Below are 22,778 nucleotides of genomic sequence, written 5' to 3'. Positions count from 1 at the left end.
TTCGCTGTTGCGGGTGCAAAAGTACTGACTCTTTTCCGTTAAACAATACTTTTGATTGCCTTTTTTTAATGTTTTTACAACTTTAATTTTAAATTACTGGAAATCTTGTCTTTGAAAAAGAACCGTTGATGCGGTTTTGTGTAAAAGTAGGAATTATCACTGTTGTAAATTGGGTTTTTATTAGATTTACGACCTATTTATTATTTTCCCTAAGTTGCAACTCGCTTAAAAATGCTTTTCTTAAACTACTATACAGTTAAGAGCGACTTTGCAGAAGCTATTAATCATCTTAATATAGTTCAGTTATTATCTTTTATTCCTAAATGCAATTTGAATAAACTAATCACTCCTTATATATAGGTATCAAAAATCTTAAGTTCATCACCCCTTCTCCTGCCCTAGCCCTGATAGCAGTGAAAATCCTAGTGAGCCGGTGTTCGGCGAACTAGATTGTAGCGGATAGCAGGAAATAGCTCCTGATTTTTAAAAATGAAATCATATTTGGACTTCTTATTATATATAGATAACACTAAGACTCCATTTACGACTCCTTTTGCTTTTCGGCTTTCGACTGCCAGAAATCATTCAAAGCATCTATATCAACTGGATTTGCAGCTGGTTGATTTTGCAATCTTCTGCTTTCGAAAGCACGTTGTAAGATATTCTCAATTAAGAAGTCCTCATTTACGTCGTAAGGACTGTACTTTGACTTTAGGTCTATATCAAAAACACCAGCCGCTGTATTAGACCAAAAGGCCTTCCAACCGCTTTTTAAAGTTTTTACTAATTCGAATGTTGTAGATCCTGTTTGACGATGAATCAATTTAACTAATATTCGACCCTGGCTTCGTGATAATTTTTTAAGTTTTGCTTCGAACTCATTATTAAGATAGTCTTCTACAATTTTGAAATATTTTTTCTTCTCCTTATTAGTAGCTAGTTTTTCCATTCCCTTATTCAATAGCGTCAATCTTTCTGAAGCTAATTTTGCATAAGGATACACTCGAAGTACACGGTTTTGAAGAATTAAAAATTGCTTTCTAGCATCAGGATCGAGTTTTTCTTTAGAAACTACAATTTCATCTAGCGCAATAGTATCTTTTTTAATATCATAGTCTTCATCGATCTCGACAGTGGGCCGTGAAGGATCAATAGGAATGATCTGTGCATTAGTAATCATCGACAAAAATAAAAATAGCAATACAGCAACAATTTTCATAGGGCATAATTTAAATGTAAAATTATGGATTATATGTGCAACTGTGATGCCAAATTTATAAATTAGCAAAAAATAATTTTTATGAGCACACAATCAATATTAAATCAATCCTCTCTTACATTTTTAGAAAAATACCTAAACAACGCTTCCCCTACTGGATTTGAAGCTGAAGGACAAAAAATTTGGATGGATTATCTAAAACCATACGTTGATACTTTTATCACAGATACTTATGGAACTGCTGTGGGAATCATTAATCCAGACGCAAAATACAAAGTAGTCATTGAAGGACATGCAGACGAAATTGCATGGTATGTAAACTATATTAATGATGAAGGTATGGTTTATGTAATTAGAAATGGTGGGTCAGATCACCAAATCGCACCTTCAAAAAGAGTAAATATTCACACTAAAAACGGAATTGTAAAAGGTGTTTTTGGTTGGCCAGCAATCCACACACGTAACCGAGACAAAGAGGAAGCACCATCTATTAGTAATATCTTTATTGATCTAGGTTGTGAAACTAAAGAGCAGGTTGAAAAACTAGGAGTACATGTAGGTTGCGTGATCACCTACCCTGATGAATTCATGGTATTAAACGAAAACAAATTTGTTTGTCGTGCAATCGACAATAGAATGGGTGGTTTTATGATTGCCGAAGTTGCCCGTTTACTGCATGAGAATAAAGTGAAATTACCTTTTGGTTTATACATTACAAACTCTGTTCAAGAAGAAGTAGGTTTACGTGGAGCTGAAATGATCACTCAAACAATCAAGCCTAATGTAGCTATTGTTACTGATGTGTGCCACGACTCTACTACTCCTATGATTGACAAAAAAATTGAAGGAGAAACAAAAATAGGAAAAGGACCAGTAGTGACTTATGCTCCTGCTGTTCAAAATAATTTGAGAGAACTAATCTTAAATACTGCTGAAGAAAAGAAAATACCATTTCAACGTTTGGCTTCGTCACGTGTAACTGGTACTGATACTGATGCTTTTGCTTACAGTAACGGTGGTGTGGCTTCCGCATTGATATCGTTACCATTGCGCTACATGCATACTACGGTAGAAATGGTACACCGCGATGATGTTGAAAATGTAATCAAATTGATATACGAAACACTTTTAAAAATAGAGAACAACGAAACATTCTCTTATTTTAAATAATATTTGGAGCTATTCCTGCTATCCGCTGTATTCCCGATCAACAAAAACTACGGCAAAAAAAGCCTTGTTTTTCTAGATCGGGAGATGCCGCTTCTATCAGGGTTAAAAAACAAACTATGAAGTACCTCTATTTAATGCTAATTGTATATTTTGGATTTTTTTTATGGTCTGTAATAAATCCAATTGAAGGTTTCACTTGTTTCTTAGAAGTTATACCTGCCATTATTGGGTTTCTAGTTTTAGCTTTTACGTTTAACAAATTTAGATTTACCAATTTTACGTATTTATTGATTCTGATTCACTGTATTATTTTATTCATAGGTGGGCATTATACCTATGCCGAAGTTCCCTTCTTTGACTTTATCAAGGAGACATTTCATCAAACTAGGAATAACTATGATAAGCTAGGGCATTTTGCTCAAGGATTAGTCCCTGCTATGATTACAAGAGAATTGTTTATTCGTAAAAAAGTGATTAGTAATAAAAGCTTTTTTAACTTTATCATAGTTAGTATTTGTTTAGCTATTAGTGCATCTTATGAATGGATCGAATGGTTTGTATCATTAGCAACTGGCGATGGTGGAGATGCTTTTTTAGGAACTCAAGGAGATATTTGGGATACCCAGTCTGACATGTTGTTCGCTACAATTGGTGCAATCACAGGTTTGATTTTATTTTCAAAAATTCAAAACAAACAACTCTTAAAAATAAGCTAACTTTGAGCTTAGTATAATTTTCAAAGAGATAAAATAATAAAGCCGCAATTCTATTAAGAATTGCGGCTTTATTATTTTATTGTTTTCTTGTTATTATTTTGATAAATAATTCAAAACGTTTTTTTCTATTCGACTATCTATATTTGATATATCTGCTTTTACGAATTTCTCTCCAAGAATCATTTCATACAACTCTATATATCTCTCAGAAACCGAAGTGATATAATCTTCATCCATATCAGGAATTTGTTGTCCTTCTTTTCCTTGAAACCCATTTTCTATTAACCAACGGCGAACAAACTCTTTAGATAATTGCTTTTGCTCTTCGCCATTGTCTTGTCTACCTTGATATCCTTCTGAATAAAAATAACGAGAAGAATCTGGTGTGTGGATTTCGTCAATTAATACGATTACGCCTTCTTTGGTTTTTCCAAATTCATATTTGGTGTCTACCAAAATCAATCCACGACTTGCAGCAATTTCAGTTCCTCTTTGAAATAAGGCTCTAGTATATTTTTCAAGAACTAAATAATCTTCTTCAGTTACAATTCCTTTTGCTAAAATAGCCTCACGAGAAATATCTTCATCGTGTTCTCCGTTATCTGCTTTTGTAGTTGGCGTGATGATTGGCTCAGGGAATTTATCATTCTCTTTTAGTCCTTCGGTCATTGTTACCCCACAAATTTCTCTTTTACCTAGAGCGTATTCACGTGCAGCGTGCCCTGACAAATACCCACGAATTACCATTTCGACCTTAAAAGGAGAACATAAATGCCCCACAGCTACACTAGGGTCTGGTGTTGCAATTAACCAGTTAGGAACAATATCTTGTGTAAGCTCCATGAACTTTGTAGCAATCTGGTTTAAGATTTGTCCTTTATACGGAATCCCTTTGGGTAAAACCACATCAAAAGCTGATAGCCTATCTGTAGCCACCATAACTAGAAGTTCATCATTAATATTATAAACCTCTCTTACCTTACCGTGGTAAACGGATTTTTGATTTGGAAAATTAAAATTCGTAGTTGTTATAGTGTTCATCTTTTAAGTTGTGTTGTGTTTTGCAAAAGTAGTTTCTTTCAAAGAAATACACAAAATAGTTGTCATATTATTACGCCTATTTCATAGCATTTAATTCTTGTTTTCTAAAAGCGTATTATTAAATAAATTCAGGATTCTGCTGTACTCATCTACCCAAGAATAGGTTTCCTTAAATCCATGAGCTTCAACAGGAAACGAAGCTAGATTCCAATTCTTTTTTCCTAATTCGATAAAGCGCTGTGACAAACGAATAATATCTTTATATTCTACATTATCATCTACCATACCGTGTAACATTAACAAGTCACCTTGTAAATTATCAGCAAAATAAATAGGAGAACTTTTCTTGAAAGCAATAGGGTCTGTTTCCGAAAAATTTAAAATATTTCCAGTATAGCCGTGGTTGTAATGCGCCCAATCAGTAACAGAACGGATTGCTGCACCCGAATTAAACTCGGTTGGTTGCGTTAACATAGCCATCAAAGTAATAAAACCACCGTATGACCCACCGTACATTCCTACTCTATTTGCATCAATACCTAAATTTTGAACCAAATATTTTTTACCATCTATTTGATCTGATAAATCTTTCCCACCCATAAAACGGTAAATTCCGGTTCTGAAATCACGTCCGTAACCATCGCTACCTCGATAATCAATATCCAAAACAGTGTACCCCAAATCAGTCAATAGATTATGAAACATATATTCTCTGTGGTAGCTACTCCAGTAATTATGCGCATTTTGTAAATATCCCGCTCCATGCACAAAAATAATAGCTGCTTTATTTGACTTATCTCCTTCTGGTTTATATACTCTTGCATTTATATTGGTCCCATCCTGAGCTTTAAAAGTAATCACCTCAGGAGTTCGCCAAGAATAAGATTCAAATGCTTTAGTAGTAGAATGCGTTATTGCAGATAATGCTGTTTCTTTTTTATTGGCAGCTATATAAAATTCCCAAGGCTTATTTTTATAGGAATAACGAACCAGTAATGTACTTTCGTCAGGCGAAAGAACCACTTCGTGCGCACCGTCTTTAGTTAAAACGGGATGCATTTTGCCATCAGCTATATCCATTTTATAAAAATCCCTATTTCCAGGATGTGTTGTATTTGTAGTTAAGTAAAATGTTTTCTTATCTTTAGAAAGGGTAACGTCTCTTACTTCCCAATTGCCTTTTGTAATTTGGCTTTTTTTATTTGTTTTTAAATTATAAGAATACAAATGTGAATAACCCGTGGCTTCTGATTGAAAATAAATAGTTTCATTATCTCCTAAAAAACCTAGCGTTCCTGAACTGTATGCGTAGGATGGTATTCCAGGCCCTCCAATCCAAGCTTCATCGTGTTGATATTCTAGCTCTTTAAGAGTATTTTTTTCTAAATTTAATTCAACAATCCAGCGGTCTTTATTGTCAAGACTCCTAATTTCAGTAATTGCACGAGTTCCATCTTCACTGTAAGTAGGCTCTTGTGTAAAAATCAATCTATCCTCTTTTTCTTTATTTTTTAAATTATCGTATTCCTTATAATAAGTAGGTTGTTCTTGGATATGACTTAAAGACGAAAAGTTCATAAAGTAAACGGAATCTTTAGCTACAGAATAAATCCCGAATCTCGATTTATTTAAGTTAGTGACAGAGACTTTCTCTTTGGTATTCACTGATTTATTGTATCCATCTTCAGTGATAAAATTTTCCATAATTTCACTTTTATTCTCAACAATTTCAGCCAGTCTAAACGTAGCAAAACTTCCTTTTGGATTTGCCTTTAGACTTTCGAAAGAATCTTTACCATAATAATACGATTTAGGAAAATCAGTTTTATTTTCATCGGCTTTAGCCTTGTTCCACTTTTTCTTAGCTTCTTGATCTCTTACAAACTGAAATAATTCTTTTTGCTGTGTTTGTAAAAAAGAATCTTTCTTATCGTCTACCATTTTATCCTCACCCGACTTAAAATTTGTAAGCTGAACAACAGTTCCTTTATTGGTATCAAACTTTAAGATATTTTCATTTTGTGTAAAAAACAAAACACCTGTCTCTTTTCCTAACTGTAAGTCAGTTATAGGGTTGGATTGTTGCAGTAATTTTTTTGAGATTTTATTTGGAATATTATATGAATACAAAGCACCTTTATCAATATAATAAACAATAGTTGCATTAGGTTTACTTTTAAAATCTAATTTAGAAAAGGCAGATTCTAAAGCTGTAGCCAATTGCGGTTTAGTCATCCCCGCTTGCCAGAAATAAGTGCTAGAACCCAAATCATTATTGGGATTCCATTCAAAATACACTTTTTTATTATCTAAGGACCATCTACCATAAAAAGGCTGTTCACCTATAAAAGTATCGCCTTTCATTATTTCTTCTAACTGGAGCGTTTGGCTTTGACCAGAAATTGATAAAAATAAAAATGTGAGTATAAAAAAAGTTCTAATCATTTTATATGAAGTTTGTTTCCCACAAAAATACACTTTGTAAAGTATTTAAAAAAGTCGTTAGGAATTTAGAAACGTTAAATACTTAAAACAGGATCTTTCAACAGTTTTTCAGATAAATAAGTAGCCACTCCGTTTTCAGCATTAGTACCAATTACTTCTAGATTTGACAACTTACTTTTCAAACTATCTGGAGCATTCCCCATTAGTAATCCTTTTGCGGAAGCATTAAGCATTTTCTCATCATTATAACCATCCCCAAAAGAAATTGTTTGCTCAAAATTAAAGTTTTCAATTTCTAAAATCTTTGCAATTGCTACACTTTTATCGATAGATTTGTCCATAAATTCTAAGCAGTGAGGCAAACTAAAAGCATGGCTAAATATTTCAGCATGATTAACTAAGATACGGTCTCTTAATTCAATTAACTTTCCGTGACTTTCATGAGTAAAAAACATCTTTATGGATTTTAGATCCGCCACTTCATTAAAGTTTACTAGTTCAGGAGCGTAATTTAATTCTTTTTGAAAACTGTTTAATTTCTCGTTGTGCTTGTTGGTTTGCCAAACATTTTCTTTAAAAAGCACCGTAGTAAATTCAGCGTCGATTTCTAATTGTAAAACTGATTTGATTGCGTCACTTTCAATATCAAATGAAAACAACAATTCCTTTTTAGGAGAATGTATACGGGCGCCATTAGAAGTTACTAAATACACCGGAAAACCCAAACTTGCAATTAATGGCATAGCGTCTAAATGATGCCTACCTGTAGCTACGATTATCAAATAATTTTGCTTGTATAATTCTTGAAAAATAGTTTGTGTATAACTGGATATTTGATGATTAGTATCTAATAAAGTCCCATCAAGATCACTAATAATAACTTTAATATTGTCTTTAATTTTCATTTTTGTGTTCGTTTGCAATCTTTTCAAAAATATTGAATTTTAAAGAGAATACCAATTGTTTGTAAAACATTTAAGAGAATAAAACTACAACATGATTACTTAAAAAGCTTTTCATTTCCTGCTCCTTTCTAGTAAAAACATTTCTATTGCATAAAATTAAAAAACTTATTGTTGCATTTTAAATACAACAATAAGTTTTTTGTACTACCTTTGTTAAAACAAAATACGAAAATCATGAATACAGCTCAAAAAGAATTAGTAAAAGCTACCGTTCCTATATTAAAATCAAGCGGAAATACTTTAGTAACTTATTTTTATCAGAGAATGTTAAAAAACAATCCCGAGTTAAAAAATATTTTTAATATGGCTAATCAAGCCAGTGGTAAACAGCAAAGTGCTTTAACAGAAGCTGTACTGGCTTACGCTGAAAATATAGATGATCCATCAGTTTTAATAAACGTTTTAAAATCAATTGGAAACAAGCACGTCAGTCTACATATTTTACCTGAACAATATGACATTGTTGGTCATCATTTAATAGAATCCATTAAAGAAGTATTAGGAGATACAGCCACAGAGGATTTAGTAGCCTCTTGGGTATGCGCCTATGGAGAATTAGCACAAATAATGATTTCTATTGAGGAAGAAATGTATCAGAAAACAGCAAATAGTAAAGGCGGTTGGAAAGGTTGGAGAACATTTATAATTGATAAAATAGTAACTGAGAGTGATGAAATTAAATCTTTCTATCTAAAACCGCAAGATGGTAATGCGATTGCATCATTTTTTCCTGGTCAATATATTTCTATCAAAACATTTGTACCTGAACTAGGCTACGACCAACCGAGACAATATAGTTTGTCTAGTAGTTTTAACGAAGAGTATTATAGAATATCTATAAAAAGCGAAAAAGGGAGAACAACACCAGACGGAATTGTTTCGAATGTATTACATGCCAAAAAAGCGGGAGACACAATTGATGTTACAGCACCAGCGGGAGTTTTTTATGCTGATCCTGAATCGATAAATCCATTAGTCTTGATTAGTGGCGGTGTTGGGATAACTCCATTAATGAGTATGGTAGAAGCAAATAAAAAGGCACTCCAAAAAAACAAAACAGTTTGGGTTCATAGCTGTCGTAATGAAAATGTGCACGCTTTTAAAGAGACTATTGAAGACTTGAACAATAATGAGAATTGGCTAACGTCTTTCGTTTTTTACGAAACACTACCTGAATCACCAACAAATGCAATTGAAGGAAGAGCCGAATTGCATCAATATAAAGAAGAGATAATTATTAACGATGCAAAATATTATATTTGCGGACCTGAATTATTTATTAGGAAACAATATCAATCATTGATAGAACTTGGCGTAACAAGAGAGGCTATCTTTTACGAAGAATTTGGACCACAACTAATAACATTAAATTAAGCTCAAAAAACATGAAATTAAACCACTTTACAGATTTTAGTATGCGTGTATTGATGTATTTAAATCAAAAAAAAGACAGCTCTCAAAGCTCTTTAGATGATTTAGCCAATGCTTTCAAAATCTCACGAAACCATCTCATTAAAGTGGTTCAATTTTTGGCAGCAAATGATTTGGTCCAAACCAAAAGAGGAAAAAATGGCGGAATAAGGATTTCCGAAAAAGCTAAAATAATCCCCATAGGAGATTTAATTCATTTATTAGAGCAGGATGATTCTCCCGTTGTAAATTGTGATGCAAAACCTTGCGTTTTTAAATCACACAATTGCAAATTGAAATCAATATTCAACAAAGCCTATCTTGTTTTTATCGAAAGTTTAAATGAATATAATTTAGCTGATCTTGAATTTAATGATTGGAATTCCATTTTTGAAAATAATGAATAGGTATAAAATAATTTTCAATATTTTTGACGTGATTTAAGCTAGTGTTTTACTTAAAAACGAATAGTCTGATAATCTTACCAAATAAACGATACCCAATATTCGATCTAATTATATTAAGTAAATTAGCGTCAAAACCAATAGTGTATCTTTTAAAATTACGTGAAGGATGCGCTGCAATTTTAAATATTTTTCTAATTATTTGAGGCTTTAAGTCTTTATTCTTTTTGGTTTTATTTTCTACTACTGCGCTAATTTTGTCCATTAAATCATTGTAACATTGCAGCGAAGAACGCTCTGATTTTGTTACATTTTTTTGAAAATCAGAAGGGGTATTTCCAAATTGGACTGTTGCAACACTAATATTAAAATCTGCCAATTCATAAGCCATACATTCTGAAAAACTTTCGACAGCATGTTTTGTAGAATGATAAAAACTCCCTAATGGTAAGTTTACTAAACCTGCAATAGAAGTAATATTTATAAACTGTCCTGAATTTTGTTCTCTAAAAACGGGAATAAATGCGCGACAAACTTTTACAACGCCCAAATAATTTATATCTACAATACTATTAATTTGTGCGTCTTCTGAAAGTTCTACAATACTTCTGTAACCAATACCCGCGTTATTAACAACTACATCAATATTTTTAAAGTCGCTCAATATTTTTTCTTTTGCTGCAGCAATACTTTCAGTAGAGGTTACATCAAGAACATAACAGTATATATTTTTTTTATCTACAAGTGCTGTTCCATGACTGAGACATAACATTGTTGCAATAACATTCCATCCATTTTGAGCAAAGTAAAAAGCCATTTCTTGCCCTATTCCACCTGAAGCTCCCGTAATCAGTATATTCTTCAATTTATCTTATTTAATATATGTCTGCAAAAAATTAGCCAATAATACGACCACAATGTAGTCGTATTTTTCGGCAATATATATTTTTTATTTTTGACTTACAAAAAAATTAATCAGGATTTTCGGTATATTTATAAGCGTCGATTACTTTCTTCACTAATCTATGTCGTACAATGTCTTTATCATCGAGATAAATTATCCCAATTCCTTCAATATCTTTCAAAACAAGCAAAGCTTCTTTAAGTCCTGAAATTGTTCGACGAGGTAAATCTACTTGACCAGGATCACCGGTAACCATGAATTTAGCACTTTTCCCCATACGGGTTAAGAACATTTTCATTTGAGAATGGGTTGTGTTTTGTGCCTCGTCTAGAATTACAAATGCATTATCAAGTGTTCTACCACGCATAAATGCCAATGGCGCAATTTGGATAATTCCTTTTAAAATATAATCTTCTAATTTTTCATTAGGAAGCATGTCTCTTAATGCATCATAAAGTGGTTGCATGTAAGGATCTAATTTTTCTTTCATATCACCAGGAAGGAAACCTAAATTTTCACCTGCTTCAACTGCAGGACGAGTCAAAATAATACGTTTAACTTGTTTTTCCTTCAAGGCCTTCACCGCCATTGCAACTCCAGTGTATGTTTTTCCTGTTCCAGCAGGGCCTACTGCAAATACCATATCGTTTTTATTGATTGTATCTACAAGTAATTGCTGATTAGGTGTCATTGCTTTAATGATCTTACCTCCTACTCCATGTACTAAAATCTTATCGTTTCCTGCCATTTTACGATCATCTTGAGGATCACCTAAAATCACGCGTTCAATGACATTATTATCTATATTATTGTATCGGCTAAAGTGGAGCATCAATCGTTGAAAACGTTTTTCGAATTCATCTAAGATTTCTTTCTCTCCAAAGGCTTTTAATGTAGTCCCTCTAGCTACTATTTTAAGCTTGGGATAATACTTTTTAATTAATTCAAGATGAGCATCTTGTGCGCCCCAAAAATCTTTTGGTGCAATATCTATCAGTTCAATTATTCTTTCGTTCAAAAGTTGTAGTTTTATATTAAAATTAAACAATAAATAAGTCTAATACGTTTTAGTTTTAAACCTTAGTTTTATTTCTCTTAATAGTTAGAATTTATATTTGTTTTTTGCGTTTTTGAAAATACTATTATTAGCTTTGCATTTCTCAAATTTAATGAAAATTAGTTTTAGGTAACACCAATAGTTATAAACAAATTTATGTCAATAATTACCCTTACGACAGATTACGGCTTGAAAGATCACTTTGTAGGTGCGTTGAAAGGGAAGATTTTATCTGAATATTCAGAGGCTAAAATTATTGACATCTCGCATCACATTGATCCATTCAACACTGTAGAAGCAAGTTACATTATTGGAGCGGCATATTCTAGTTTTCCAAAAGGCACTGTACATATTATAGGTGTAGACATGGAATTAAACAAAGAGAACCAGCATATTGCCATGCAATGGAATGATTCTTACTTTATTGCTGCTGATAACGGGATTTTAAGTATGCTTTCGCAAAAAATTGTTCCGCAAAAGATTGTTACCATTAATATTCACGACCGATTGCCAAGTGATGCTTCTGGATTAGATGTTTTTGTAAAAGTGGCTTGCCATATTGCAAAGGGAGGCTTATTAAATGTTATAGGTAGAGAAACTACAGCTATAAAGGAAATCACAGCCTTGAAAGCAGTGACTTTAGACACTAATAACACCATTAAAGGCCATGTTATTTATATTGATCATTTTGGGAATGTGGTAACTAATATTACCAAGAAACAATTCTTAGAAGTTGCCAAGGGGCGTCCTTATGAAATCATCATGAAGACTAAAAACATCAAAACAATACTACCTAATTATTCAGCTATTGCTAGCTCTGAAAAATATTCGATTAAGAATTATGAAGGAGAAAAGCTTGCCATTTTTAATGACGCAGGCTATTTAGAAATAGCCGTATTTAGAAGCAATCCTGCAACAGTAGGATCAGCTCATAGTTTGTTAGGATTGAATTATAGAGATGTAGTTACACTAGAATTTAAAAATTAGAATCATATATAAATGCTTTTGCAAAAGCTTAATCATAAATTCAAAAAAATAAAATGTTTGTACGAATAGTAAAATTGAGTTTCCACGAAGAAAACATTAGTGCTTTCTTAGAGAATTTTGAATCTATAAAGGACCGCATTCGTTCAGCTCCTGGAAACCGTCTTTTAGAGTTGTATCAGGATAAAACCAACAAAAATATCTTTTTTACCTACAGTTACTGGGAAACTGAAGCCGATTTAGAAGCATATCGAAAATCAGAATTCTTCAATGAGGTTTGGACATTTACAAAGAAATTATTCAATGACAAACCCGAAGCTTGGAGTGTTGACAAACTAGCTTCTTTAGCTTAATTTATATTTAAAGCAACAACTATAAACGCATACTTTTAAACAAAAGTTAAAAAATGAAAGCAATATTATTACGAGAGATTAAATCTTTTTTTGGTTCACCCATAGGCTATTTAGTCATTGGCCTATTTTTGATACTTAACGGATTGTTTCTGTGGGTTTTTCAGGGAGATTACAATATTTTAAATACGGGTTTCGCTGATTTAAGTCCGTTTTTTACTTTGGCACCATGGATATTTATCTTTTTAATCCCCGCTGTGACAATGCGCAGTTTTTCGGATGAAAAAAAACAAGGAACTTTAGAGTTATTACTAACAAAACCTTTAAGTATTTGGGAAATCGTAAACGGAAAATTTCTAGCAGCAGTTGCTTTAATTATTATGGCAATAATCCCTACATTTATTTATGTTATTGCAATTTCTAAATTAGGCATGCCTGAAGGAAATATCGATATGGGAAGTACAATAGGAGCCTATTTTGGGTTATTATTTTTGATTGGAGCGTATGCAGCAATTGGAATATTTAGCTCTACGCTTTCTGACAATCAAATAGTGGCTTTTATATTTGCTGTTTTTGTATGTTTCTTTTTCTATTTTGGATTTGAAGGAATTGCTACATTATTCCCCTCATTATCTGCTTACATAGCGACGTTAGGAATGCAAGATCATTTTAAAAGTATGGGACGCGGAGTTATTGATACCAGAGACATCCTTTATTTTGCAAGTATCATGGTTTTATTTCTATCGTTTACTGTTTATAAACTTAAAACTATTAAATTGTAATGAAGACAGCTAATCAAAAAAACTTAAAATCGTTACTGTTTGTAATTGCATTGTTAGTAGCTGTAAATGCTATTGGAAATTTCTTTTTTCATCGTTTTGATTTAACGAAGGATAAAAGATACACGCTATCTCAAACTTCCTTAACTATTATCAAGCAGGTAAAAAATCCGCTTTCGATAAAAATATACATGCAAGGCGATTTGCCCTCTGATTTTAAACGTTTACAGCAGGAAACACAACAATTACTTGAAGAGTTTCAAGCTTACAACAGTAATATATTCTTTGAATTTGTGAATCCTTTAGAAAACGAGGACCAAAGCATGGATAACATTAAACAATTATACAGTAAAGGGTTAACACCGGTAAATATTACAGTTGAAGATAAAGGAAAGCAGTCTCAAGCAATGGTTTTCCCTTGGGCAATTGCCGTTTACGACAATAAAGAAGTTAACATTCCTTTATTAAAAAATATAATGGGCGCTAGCACTACTGAAAAAGTAATTGGATCTGTACAGCACCTTGAATACTCCATTGCTGACGCTATAAATAAAATCACTATTCCAAAGCAAAAAACAATTGCTGTACTTAAAGGAAATGGAGAATTACAGGATATTTTTATGGCCAAATTTCTTTTACAAATGAGAGAAAGCTACCATATAGGTCCTTTTACTTTAGACTCCGTAGCAACAAATCCTACGAGAAGCTTAGAGGCTTTAGAAAAATATGATTTGGCGATTATTGCCAAACCTACGATTGCTTTTTCTGATGCTGAAAAACAAGTTCTTGACCAATATATTATGCATGGTGGTAAAACATTGTGGTTAATTGATGAAGTTGCAGTAGAAATGGACAGTTTGTATAATGCCTCCGGAGCTACTTTAGCCTTCCCGAGGGATTTGAATTTAAACGACATGTTTTTTAAATATGGTTTTAGAATCAATCCTGATATTGTAAAAGATGAACAAGGAAGCCCTATAAAACTAGCTACTGGAGAACAAGGAAGTGCAACACAATTTCAAGATTTTAATTGGAAATTTGCTCCACTTGTTTACCCACAAAGCAAACACCCTATTGTTAAAAATTTGGGCGGAATCAAATTTGATTTTGCGAATCCTATTGACACTTTAAAAAACGGAATCAAAAAAACAATTCTGTTACAATCTTCTCAATATTCAAAAAAAGTAGGTACACCTGCTGAAATTAGTTTAGATATCGTTGCTGAAGAAACGAGCCCTAATCATTATATCAATACAGGTTACATTCCGTTATCAGTTTTACTTGAAGGCTCTTTTAAATCAATGTATCAAAATAGAGTTTTGCCATTTGATCAGTCAAATTATGAATCGAATGGAGTAAAAAACAAAATGATTGTAATCTCTGACGGGGATTTAGTTAAAAACCAATTAGATAAAAACTTTGAACCAGTTGAACTAGGTTTTGACCAACGCTCCGGAAAACTATATGACAATAAGGATTTCATGCTAAACTGCGTGAATTATTTACTTGATGACACAGGACTTATTAACATTAGAAGCAAGGATCTTGACTTACCTCTTTTAGATAAAGAAAAAGTTTATGAAAACTATAGTCTTACACAAGCTATAACTATCGGGTTACCAATCCTAATATTGGGGATTTTTGGACTTTTATTTACATTTCTTCGAAAAAGGAAATACAGTAAGTAGATGTTGATAAAAAAGTTTCAATACTAGATTAGTTTACGATATATTTGTAAAATGTATTGTATCTTAAAATTGGATTAAATAGATACCACAAAAAATAAAACAAAACAGATGAAATTTATAGTATCGAGTTCTTACTTATTAAAGCAATTACAAGTTTTAGGAAGTGTAATTAATAGTAGCAATACTTTACCTATTTTAGATAATTTTTTATTTGAATTAGACAATAATGAATTAACCGTTTCTGCATCTGACTTAGAGACTACTATGTCAGCTAATTTATCGATTGATTCTACAAGCAAAGGAAGTGTAGCAGTACCTGCAAAATTGCTATTAGAAATTTTAAAAACGTTTCCGGAGCAACCTTTAACTTTTACAGTTGAAGAGAACAGTACAATAGAGATTAGTTCTAATTCAGGAAAATATGCATTAGCATACGCTCCAGGCGAAGAATTTCCTAAAGCGGTAAATCTAGAAGAGCCAGCAGTAACTTTAGTACCTGCTGACGTTTTAGCAACTGCAATTAGTAAAACTATTTTTGCTGCAGGAAATGATGATTTACGTCCGGTAATGTCAGGAGTATTTTTCCAGTTTTCACCAGAAGGATTAATTTTTGTTGCAACAGATGCACATAAATTAGTAAAATATGCACGTACAGATGTAAAAGCATCTCAAGTGGCTGATTTTATTATGCCAAAAAAACCATTGACTATCTTAAAAAGCATTCTTGCAACATCAGATGCTGAAGTAAAAATAGAATATAATGATTCTAATGCTACTTTTTCTTTTGACAACTACATCTTAATGTGTCGTTTAATTGATGGAAAGTATCCAAATTATGAAGCAGTTATTCCAAAAGAGAATCCAAACAAATTAATGATTGATCGTTCACAATTTTTGAGTTCTGTTCGTCGTGTTGCCATTTTCTCAAACAAAACTACACATCAAATTCGTTTGAAAATTGCTGGAGCTGAGTTGAATGTATCTGCTGAAGATATTGACTATTCGAATAAAGCTGAAGAAAGACTAACTTGTGATTACCAAGGAGATGATATGCAAATAGGATACAACTCTCGTTTCTTAACAGAAATGCTTACCAATTTACAGTCGGATATGATTATGTTAGAAATGTCCTTACCTAACAGAGCTGGTATCTTAACTCCTGTAGATGGTTTAGAAGAAGGTGAAACAGTAACTATGCTAGTAATGCCAGTAATGCTTAATAGTTAACAATACTGTATGTTTTTGTTGTAGTTCGGTTTTTGTAATTCAATTATATTACTTATCATTGTAATCCAGAACACGCTATTAACCAAACCAGTTTTTATACTAAAAAACCGCTATTTCTTTTTTAAAGATTAGCGGTTTTTTCATGTCCAAAAAATACCGTCTATTTATTTTATATAAATACTATTTATAGAATACTCCCTATTATAAATTCAAGCGTAGTTAAGTACTTCAATTACATCTCGATTCCACTCGGTGTGACAAAATTATACTATACTAGTTATTATTTTTATTTTAATAAAACAAGCCTTCTAATAAGAGTTCTTTTTTTAAAAGAGATACTGTGCTAAATAACTATATTATTGTTAAACATTTTACATGAAATTAGTTGTTTAAAAATAGCGAATAGAAAAGGGCAGTTAAACTGCCCTTTTCTATTCGCTATTTTATTAAGTTATAAACATAAGAAATTTATAATTCAGTAATGATAAATTCACTACGTCTATTTAACTGATGTTCTTCTTCGGTACAAGAAACTCCATCCGAACATTTATTGATCAACTGGCTTTCACCATAACCTTTACTAGTTAATCTATCAGGAGTTATCCCATTATCAATTAACCATTTCATGGTAGATTTAGCTCTTCGTTCTGATAATGATTCGTTATACTTAGTAGTTGCTCTACTATCAGTATGCGAACGAATATCAATTTTCATATTAGGATTTTGATTTAAAACATCCAATACTTTTTCTAATTCTAATGCTGCATCCTTACGGATATTTGATTTATCTAAATCAAAATAAACAATTGGAATTTCAAGTACTTTAGCTAAATCATCACCTATTCTAACTTTCTTAACAGAGGACTCCAATGCGATAGGCAAGTCTGTATCACCATTTTCGTTATTAATAGTTACCTTAACTTCTTTAGTTACGTAATTTTCTTTTTCAGCTCTCACATAATATTTCTCTCCGCAAATTACGGTAAAAGTATATTTACCATTCGAGTCTGCTATTGTGGTACCTAAAATGGTATATTGTTCGTCAAGTAGTGATACTTTTGAATTTGCTAGTATTTCTAAAGTTTCAATATCTGTAATCACACCGCTTAACTCTTGTTCACAAACGACATCTTTAACTTGTTTAAATTTATAAATATCATCGTAACCATTACTATCTTCTCTATTTGAAGAAAAGAAGCCATATTTAGAATTTGGGTCAACCCAAAAAGCAAAATCATCATTTGGAGAATTTATATCCGATCCTACATTTAAAATTCGATTGTAAGTACCGTCTATATTAATTTTAGATACAAATACATCCAAACCTCCCATACCTGGGTGACCGTCCGAAGCAAAGTAAACATGCATATCCTCACTAATAAAAGGAAAAGTCTCTCTTCCTGCAGTATTGATTCTAGAACCTAAATTTTCAGGAAAACCGTAAGTGTCATTTTCTTTTATTGCCACTTTAAACAAATCAGATTGCCCTAATGTTCCTGGCATATCAGATGCAAAATACAAAGTTTTTTCATCCGGGGTTAATGCAGGGTGTGCTGTACTATAATTATCACTATTAAAAGGAAGTTCAACAACATTTGTCCACACATTATTTTTTAGTGTAGCTTTATAAATTTTTATAAGAGTTATTCCATTACCGTTTTTACCCTTTTTCCCATCTAAATAATTATTACGAGTAAAGTAAACTGTTTTACCATCTTTAGTAAAAACAGGAGTTGACTCATTAAACTTTGATTTTAAATCAGTATCAAATCTTTCTACTTTTTTTGGGTTAAGATCTTCATCTAATTCGGCACTATATAAATTTGTAAAATGCTGATTTGTCCAACTGTGTTTTCTTTGACCAATGCTCCCTGTATCTCTTGCTGAAGTAAAAACCAACTTATTTGAATAAACAGTAGTTCCATAATCCGAATATTTCGAATTAATATCAATTTTACTTATTTCATATATCCCTGAATTCGCTTTTATACGATCAAGGTAGTTTTCATTTTTCATGAATAACTTAGCTCTACTATCATTTTCAGCAACTTTACTAAACTTTTCGAGTACCTTATTTGCTTTGTCATTTTCACCAATTGATCTTAATGATTGTGCATAACGATAATAGTATTCTGCATCAAAATTTGATCCAGTCTCAAAAAGTTGTTCGTACCATTTTGCCGCTTTTGGTAATTCTCCATTAAAATAATAGGCATTTCCTAACTTTTGAAAAAGTGCTGCGGACTTGTATCCTTTATCTGCAACTCGTTCATAAGTTTTAATTGAATTAACAAAAGCGTAATTGTCATACTTTGCATCTGCTCTGTCTAATTTTGCTTCTTGTGAAAAAGCACTAATTGTGAAAATGCTAAGTAATAATAAATAAAGGAGTTTGCTCTTTTTCATCTTTTTTATTTTAGAAGAATCTTGGTGTTGTAATTCTTTTATTATTTTTAAATAATTCGTATCTGAAAAATATTTCATGCGAACCCGAGTTGTAATTGTTTAATTTAGTTGTAGCAAGGTCATAACCATATCCAATATATATTGCATCTGAAACCTGAAAACCTACCATTGCACTCACAGCTGCACTCCATCTGTATGCTAAACCAGCAGAAAATTTATCATTGAATAAGAAGTTACCTGACACATCTACTTGAAGAGGTGCACCTTCAACTAATTTTGTTAATAATGCAGGTTTGAATTTCAAATTATAATCAAGATCAAATACATAACCTGCTATTAAATAGTAGTTTATTTTTTCTTTAAAAATTGCAATTTCATTATCATCATAGCGATTAGTTTCTATAAAATTAGGAACAGAAAGGCCTATATATGCTTTATCCGAATGCAAATATAAACCAGCACCTATGTTTGGTGTAAACTTATTATTATAATCTGTTAACGCGCGATCACCTGATGTTTCTGGATTTAAAACAGAAGCATCTACATCAAATAAATTCGCAGTCCCCTTAATCCCAAAACTTAATTTAAAAGTTTCCGAAGTTGGTATTGTATAAGACAAATCAACTGACAAAGTATTCTCATGAGTTGGCCCTATTTTATCATTTACTAACGACACCCCTAAACCTAAATTACTATTATTTAAAGGAGTATTTATAGATACAGCGTTTGTAACTGGAGCACCATCTAAACCTACCCATTGTGTCCTATGAAGAGCAAAAATACTCATGACTCCTCTAGAACCAGCGTAAGCTGGATTAATATTAATTGTATTATACATATACTGGGTATATTGAGCATCTTGCTGTGCAAATCCTACTAATCCAGTGAATACAAGTGTGTATACTAATGCTATTTTTTTCATGTATTTATTTTTTATAGCTGTGCCTTTTTAAGGACACAGCTAGTAAATTTATTTATCTAGTAAGATATAAATATCCATCTTTTTTATTCGTTTGTACTTTTCCACTTCCATCAATAGAAAGATAATTAAGTATATAGAAGTATGTTCCTACTGGTAAACCAACAGATTGACTTATGGTTGTTCTTCCATGTGAAATACCTATGAAAGCATTATTTTGATTGTTATAATTTTTGACCTCATAAACTAATACTCCCCATCGGTTGTAAATTTCAACCGTATTTTCAGGATAACAACTTGTATCATCAATATTATCAATTACAAATATATCATTTATTCCATCACCATTAGGTGTAAATGCATTATGAACTTTAATTGCTCCACATCCTAATACAATTCCGCAATCATCTTTAATTGTCATATTCAAAGCATAGTTAATTGGACAAGTAGCTGTTTCAACAAAATACTTAAAGATATAACTTCCTGTAGGAACATTTAGTGGCGTAAATTCACTTCCAACTAATTTCCCTGTACTGTCATCAATCCATGTCCCTGTTGTAGGAACTCCGGCTGGCAATAAAGTAGCTAAATCAATTGGCAATGTATCCGTATTACACGCTTCAGCCGTCAATGTTTTCTCGCCATTAGTAACTCCAACCACATTAATAACCAATGTAGCTGTACTGCAATTACCCGTACTCACTTTATCACAAATTTCATAAGTAATATTATAAGTTCCTACAGTAACATTTTCACCAATAATAACATCACCTGAATTATCTATTGAAATACCAAGAGTACCACCCGTTAAAATACTATAATTAACTTCTGTACTCGTAACAGCAGTACCATTAAGCGTATCATTTGAAAATATGTTTCCAACAATACTTGTATCAGCTCCTAAAACCTCACAATTGTATTTAGTAAAATTATCACTATTAGCCTGAATCACATTTCCAAAAACACTAATAGTTACCGTTGCAGTATTACAGTTGGTTGGGTTTAATACCTCACAAATTGTGTACTGTACCGTGTAGTCTCCGGCTGGAGTATTGGGTGCAACTGTTACCGTTCCGTCTACTGAATTAACTGTTAATGGTCCGTTTGGTGTAGAAGTAACAACTACATCTGCTGGGTTAACTGGTGTTCCGTTCAACGTATCGTTTGTCAATACACTTGGAGTTGTTCCTCCTGTATTACCATTGATTGGTCCTGCGATATCATCAATAGCATCAATCGGTGATTTCTCAACTGTTACCGTTACCGTTGCTGTATCACAGTTGTCTGGATTTAATACCTCACAAATTGTGTACTGTACCGTGTAGTCTCCGGCTGGAGTATTCGGTGCAACTGTTACCGTTCCGTCTACTGGATTAACTGTTAATGGTCCGTTTGGTGTAGAAGTAATAACTACATCTGCTGGCTTAACTGGTGTTCCGTTTAACGTATCATTTGTTAATACACTTGGAGTTGTTCCTCCTGTATTACCATTGATTGGTCCTAATGTATCATTTACTGCATCAATTGGTGATTTCTCAACCGTAACCGTTACCGTTGCTGTATCACAGTTGTCTGGATTTAATACCTCACAAATTGTGTACTGTACCGTGTAGTCTCCGGCTGGAGTATTCGGTGCAACTGTTACCGTTCCGTCTACTGGATTAACTGTTAATGGTCCGTTTGGTGTAGAAGTAATAACTACATCTGCTGGGTTAACTGGTGTTCCGTTCAACGTATCGTTTGTTAATACACTTGGAGTTGTTCCTCCTGTATTACCATTGATTGGTCCTGCGACATCATCAATAGCATCAATTGGCGATTTCTCAACTGTTACTGTTACCGTTGCTGTATCACAGTTGTCTGGGTTTAATACCTCACAAATTGTGTACTGTACCGTGTAGTCTCCGGCTGGAGTATTCGCTGCAACCGTTACTGTTCCGTCTGCTGGATTAACTGTTAATGGTCCGTTTAGTGTAGAAGTAATAACTACATCTGCTGGGTTAAGTGCTGTTCCGTTTAATTCGTCATTATCAAGGATGTTGATTCCTGCGTCACCTCCAACTTTTCCGTTGATTGGTCCTGCGACATCATCTACTGCATCGATTTTCGCTGCTGTTACTTTTACTGTAACTGTAGCTGAATCACAATTCATAAGGTTTAATTTCTCACAAATCTGATAAACTAACGTGTACTCTCCGGCTGGGGTTCCTGGCGCAACTTTTACTGAAGTTCCATCTAAGGTAACTCCTGCGTTAGCAGAAGATACAAATGTTGTTGTAACATCCGCTGCAACTACTGCTTTACCATTCAACTCATCATTCACTAATACGTTAGCAACGGTAGTTCCTCCATTTAATCCATTTATGTCTGCTCCTTTATCATCTACTGCATCGATTTTCGCTGCTGTTACTTTTACTGTAACTGTAGCTGAATCACAATTCGTAGTATTCAATACCTCACAAATCTGATAAACTAACGTGTACTCTCCTGCTGGGGTTCCTGGCGCAACTTTTACTGAAGTTCCATCTAAAGTAACTCCTGCATTAGTAGAAGATACAAATGTTGTTGTAACATCCGCTGCAACTACTGCTTTACCATTCAACTCATCATTCACTAATACGTTAGCAACGGTAGTTCCTCCATTTAATCCATTTATGTCTGCTCCTTTATCATCTACTGCATCGATTTTCGCTGCTGTAACTTTTACAGTAACTGTAGCTGAATCACAATTCGTAGTATTCAATACCTCACAGATTTGGTACACTAATGTGTAATCTCCTGCTGGTGTTCCTGGCGCAACTTTAACTGAAGTTCCATCTAAAGTAACTCCTGCATTAGTAGCAGATACAAATGTTGTTGTAACATCTGCTGCAACTACTGGCTTACCATTTAATGTATCATTTACTAAAACATCAGCAACTGTAGTTCCTCCGTCTTTTCCTATGATGTCTGTTCCTTTATCATCTACTGCATCGATTTTCGCTGCTGTAACTTTTACAGTAACTGTAGCTGAATCACAATTCGTAGTATTCAATACCTCACAGATTTGGTACACTAATGTGTAATCTCCTGCTGGTGTTCCTGGCGCAACTTT

18 protein-coding genes are annotated in these 22,778 nt (G+C 32.9%); 9 read left to right on the top strand and 9 right to left on the bottom strand.

All coding sequences use genetic code 11. The annotated features are described in order from the left end of the window. Positions 1-541: 541 nt before the first annotated feature. The gene (locus HNP99_RS17090) at positions 542-1,219 is read right to left on the bottom strand and encodes a DUF4294 domain-containing protein (RefSeq protein ID WP_173854667.1); all 678 of its coding nucleotides are present in this window, start codon (positions 1,217-1,219) and stop codon (positions 542-544) included. A gap of 81 nt (positions 1,220-1,300) precedes the next feature. Between HNP99_RS17090 and HNP99_RS17085 the strand changes: the two genes are divergently transcribed. Beyond that, complete coding sequence (locus HNP99_RS17085; protein WP_173854666.1) at positions 1,301-2,389, top strand: M42 family metallopeptidase; 1,089 nt, start codon at positions 1,301-1,303, stop codon at positions 2,387-2,389. Between the two features lie 116 nt (positions 2,390-2,505). After that, on the top strand, positions 2,506-3,105 hold the full coding sequence (locus tag HNP99_RS17080) for a DUF2238 domain-containing protein (protein WP_173854665.1): 600 nt from the start codon (positions 2,506-2,508) through the stop codon (positions 3,103-3,105). Positions 3,106-3,198: 93 nt separating this feature from the next. Here HNP99_RS17080 and HNP99_RS17075 read toward each other — a convergent pair whose 3' ends face one another. The 3 genes from HNP99_RS17075 to HNP99_RS17065 form a co-directional block, all read right to left on the bottom strand. Then, positions 3,199-4,146 carry a phosphoribosylaminoimidazolesuccinocarboxamide synthase gene (locus HNP99_RS17075; protein WP_173854664.1) on the bottom strand — a complete coding sequence of 316 codons (948 nt, stop codon included), beginning with the start codon at positions 4,144-4,146 and terminating at the stop codon, positions 3,199-3,201. Between the two features lie 90 nt (positions 4,147-4,236). After that, the gene (locus tag HNP99_RS17070) at positions 4,237-6,591 is read right to left on the bottom strand and encodes a S9 family peptidase (protein ID WP_173854663.1); all 2,355 of its coding nucleotides are present in this window, start codon (positions 6,589-6,591) and stop codon (positions 4,237-4,239) included. 74 nt (positions 6,592-6,665) lie between these two features. Further along, positions 6,666-7,496 (bottom strand): Cof-type HAD-IIB family hydrolase, encoded by an 831-nt coding sequence (locus tag HNP99_RS17065; protein ID WP_173854662.1) that lies wholly within the window; start codon positions 7,494-7,496, stop codon positions 6,666-6,668. Positions 7,497-7,730: 234 nt separating this feature from the next. Between HNP99_RS17065 and hmpA the strand changes: the two genes are divergently transcribed. Continuing rightward, positions 7,731-8,930: an NO-inducible flavohemoprotein gene (gene hmpA, locus HNP99_RS17060; RefSeq protein WP_173854661.1), complete on the top strand. Its 1,200-nt coding sequence runs from the start codon at positions 7,731-7,733 to the stop codon at positions 8,928-8,930. 11 nt (positions 8,931-8,941) lie between these two features. Continuing rightward, a complete protein-coding gene (locus HNP99_RS17055) occupies positions 8,942-9,373 on the top strand; it encodes an Rrf2 family transcriptional regulator (protein WP_173854660.1) in 432 nt (143 codons plus the stop codon). 46 nt (positions 9,374-9,419) lie between these two features. Here the strand turns inward: HNP99_RS17055 and HNP99_RS17050 are convergent, their stop codons facing one another. Together HNP99_RS17050 and HNP99_RS17045 are read right to left on the bottom strand one after the other, a co-directional pair. Beyond that, entirely contained in the window at positions 9,420-10,235 is an 816-nt protein-coding gene (locus tag HNP99_RS17050) for an SDR family NAD(P)-dependent oxidoreductase (protein ID WP_173854659.1), read from the bottom strand. Positions 10,236-10,341: 106 nt separating this feature from the next. Further along, on the bottom strand, positions 10,342-11,292 hold the full coding sequence (locus HNP99_RS17045) for a PhoH family protein (protein ID WP_173854658.1): 951 nt from the start codon (positions 11,290-11,292) through the stop codon (positions 10,342-10,344). Between the two features lie 195 nt (positions 11,293-11,487). Between HNP99_RS17045 and HNP99_RS17040 the strand changes: the two genes are divergently transcribed. From HNP99_RS17040 to dnaN, 5 genes are all read left to right on the top strand, one after another. Beyond that, positions 11,488-12,318, top strand: a complete 831-nt coding sequence (locus HNP99_RS17040; RefSeq protein WP_173854657.1) for an SAM hydrolase/SAM-dependent halogenase family protein — start codon at positions 11,488-11,490, stop codon at positions 12,316-12,318. 53 nt (positions 12,319-12,371) lie between these two features. Continuing rightward, positions 12,372-12,668, top strand: a complete 297-nt coding sequence (locus HNP99_RS17035) for a putative quinol monooxygenase (RefSeq protein ID WP_173854656.1) — start codon at positions 12,372-12,374, stop codon at positions 12,666-12,668. Between the two features lie 53 nt (positions 12,669-12,721). Beyond that, the gene (gldF, locus tag HNP99_RS17030) at positions 12,722-13,447 is read left to right on the top strand and encodes a gliding motility-associated ABC transporter permease subunit GldF (protein WP_173854655.1); all 726 of its coding nucleotides are present in this window, start codon (positions 12,722-12,724) and stop codon (positions 13,445-13,447) included. Further along, on the top strand, positions 13,447-15,132 hold the full coding sequence (gene gldG, locus HNP99_RS17025; protein ID WP_173854654.1) for a gliding motility-associated ABC transporter substrate-binding protein GldG: 1,686 nt from the start codon (positions 13,447-13,449) through the stop codon (positions 15,130-15,132). Before gldF ends, gldG begins: the two co-directional genes overlap by 1 nt. 108 nt (positions 15,133-15,240) lie before the next feature. After that, the gene (dnaN, locus tag HNP99_RS17020; RefSeq protein WP_173854653.1) at positions 15,241-16,359 is read left to right on the top strand and encodes a DNA polymerase III subunit beta; all 1,119 of its coding nucleotides are present in this window, start codon (positions 15,241-15,243) and stop codon (positions 16,357-16,359) included. Positions 16,360-16,827: 468 nt separating this feature from the next. Here the strand turns inward: dnaN and HNP99_RS17015 are convergent, their stop codons facing one another. The 3 genes from HNP99_RS17015 to HNP99_RS17005 form a co-directional block, all read right to left on the bottom strand. Further along, the gene (locus HNP99_RS17015) at positions 16,828-18,765 is read right to left on the bottom strand and encodes an OmpA family protein (RefSeq protein WP_173854652.1); all 1,938 of its coding nucleotides are present in this window, start codon (positions 18,763-18,765) and stop codon (positions 16,828-16,830) included. 10 nt (positions 18,766-18,775) lie between these two features. Further along, positions 18,776-19,687, bottom strand: coding sequence for a PorP/SprF family type IX secretion system membrane protein (locus tag HNP99_RS17010; protein WP_173854651.1), 912 nt, complete (start codon positions 19,685-19,687; stop codon positions 18,776-18,778). 52 nt (positions 19,688-19,739) lie between these two features. Then, positions 19,740-22,778 (bottom strand): gliding motility-associated C-terminal domain-containing protein (locus HNP99_RS17005; protein ID WP_173854650.1); only part of this gene is annotated, 3,039 nt, incomplete at its 5' end.

Origin of the sequence: Flavobacterium gelidicaeli, from assembly GCF_013294005.1 — a bacterium.
Taxonomy (GTDB): Bacteria; Bacteroidota; Bacteroidia; order Flavobacteriales; family Flavobacteriaceae; genus Flavobacterium.
Note: the sequence above shows the minus strand (reverse complement) of the source record. Positions and strands in the feature narration are given on the sequence as shown.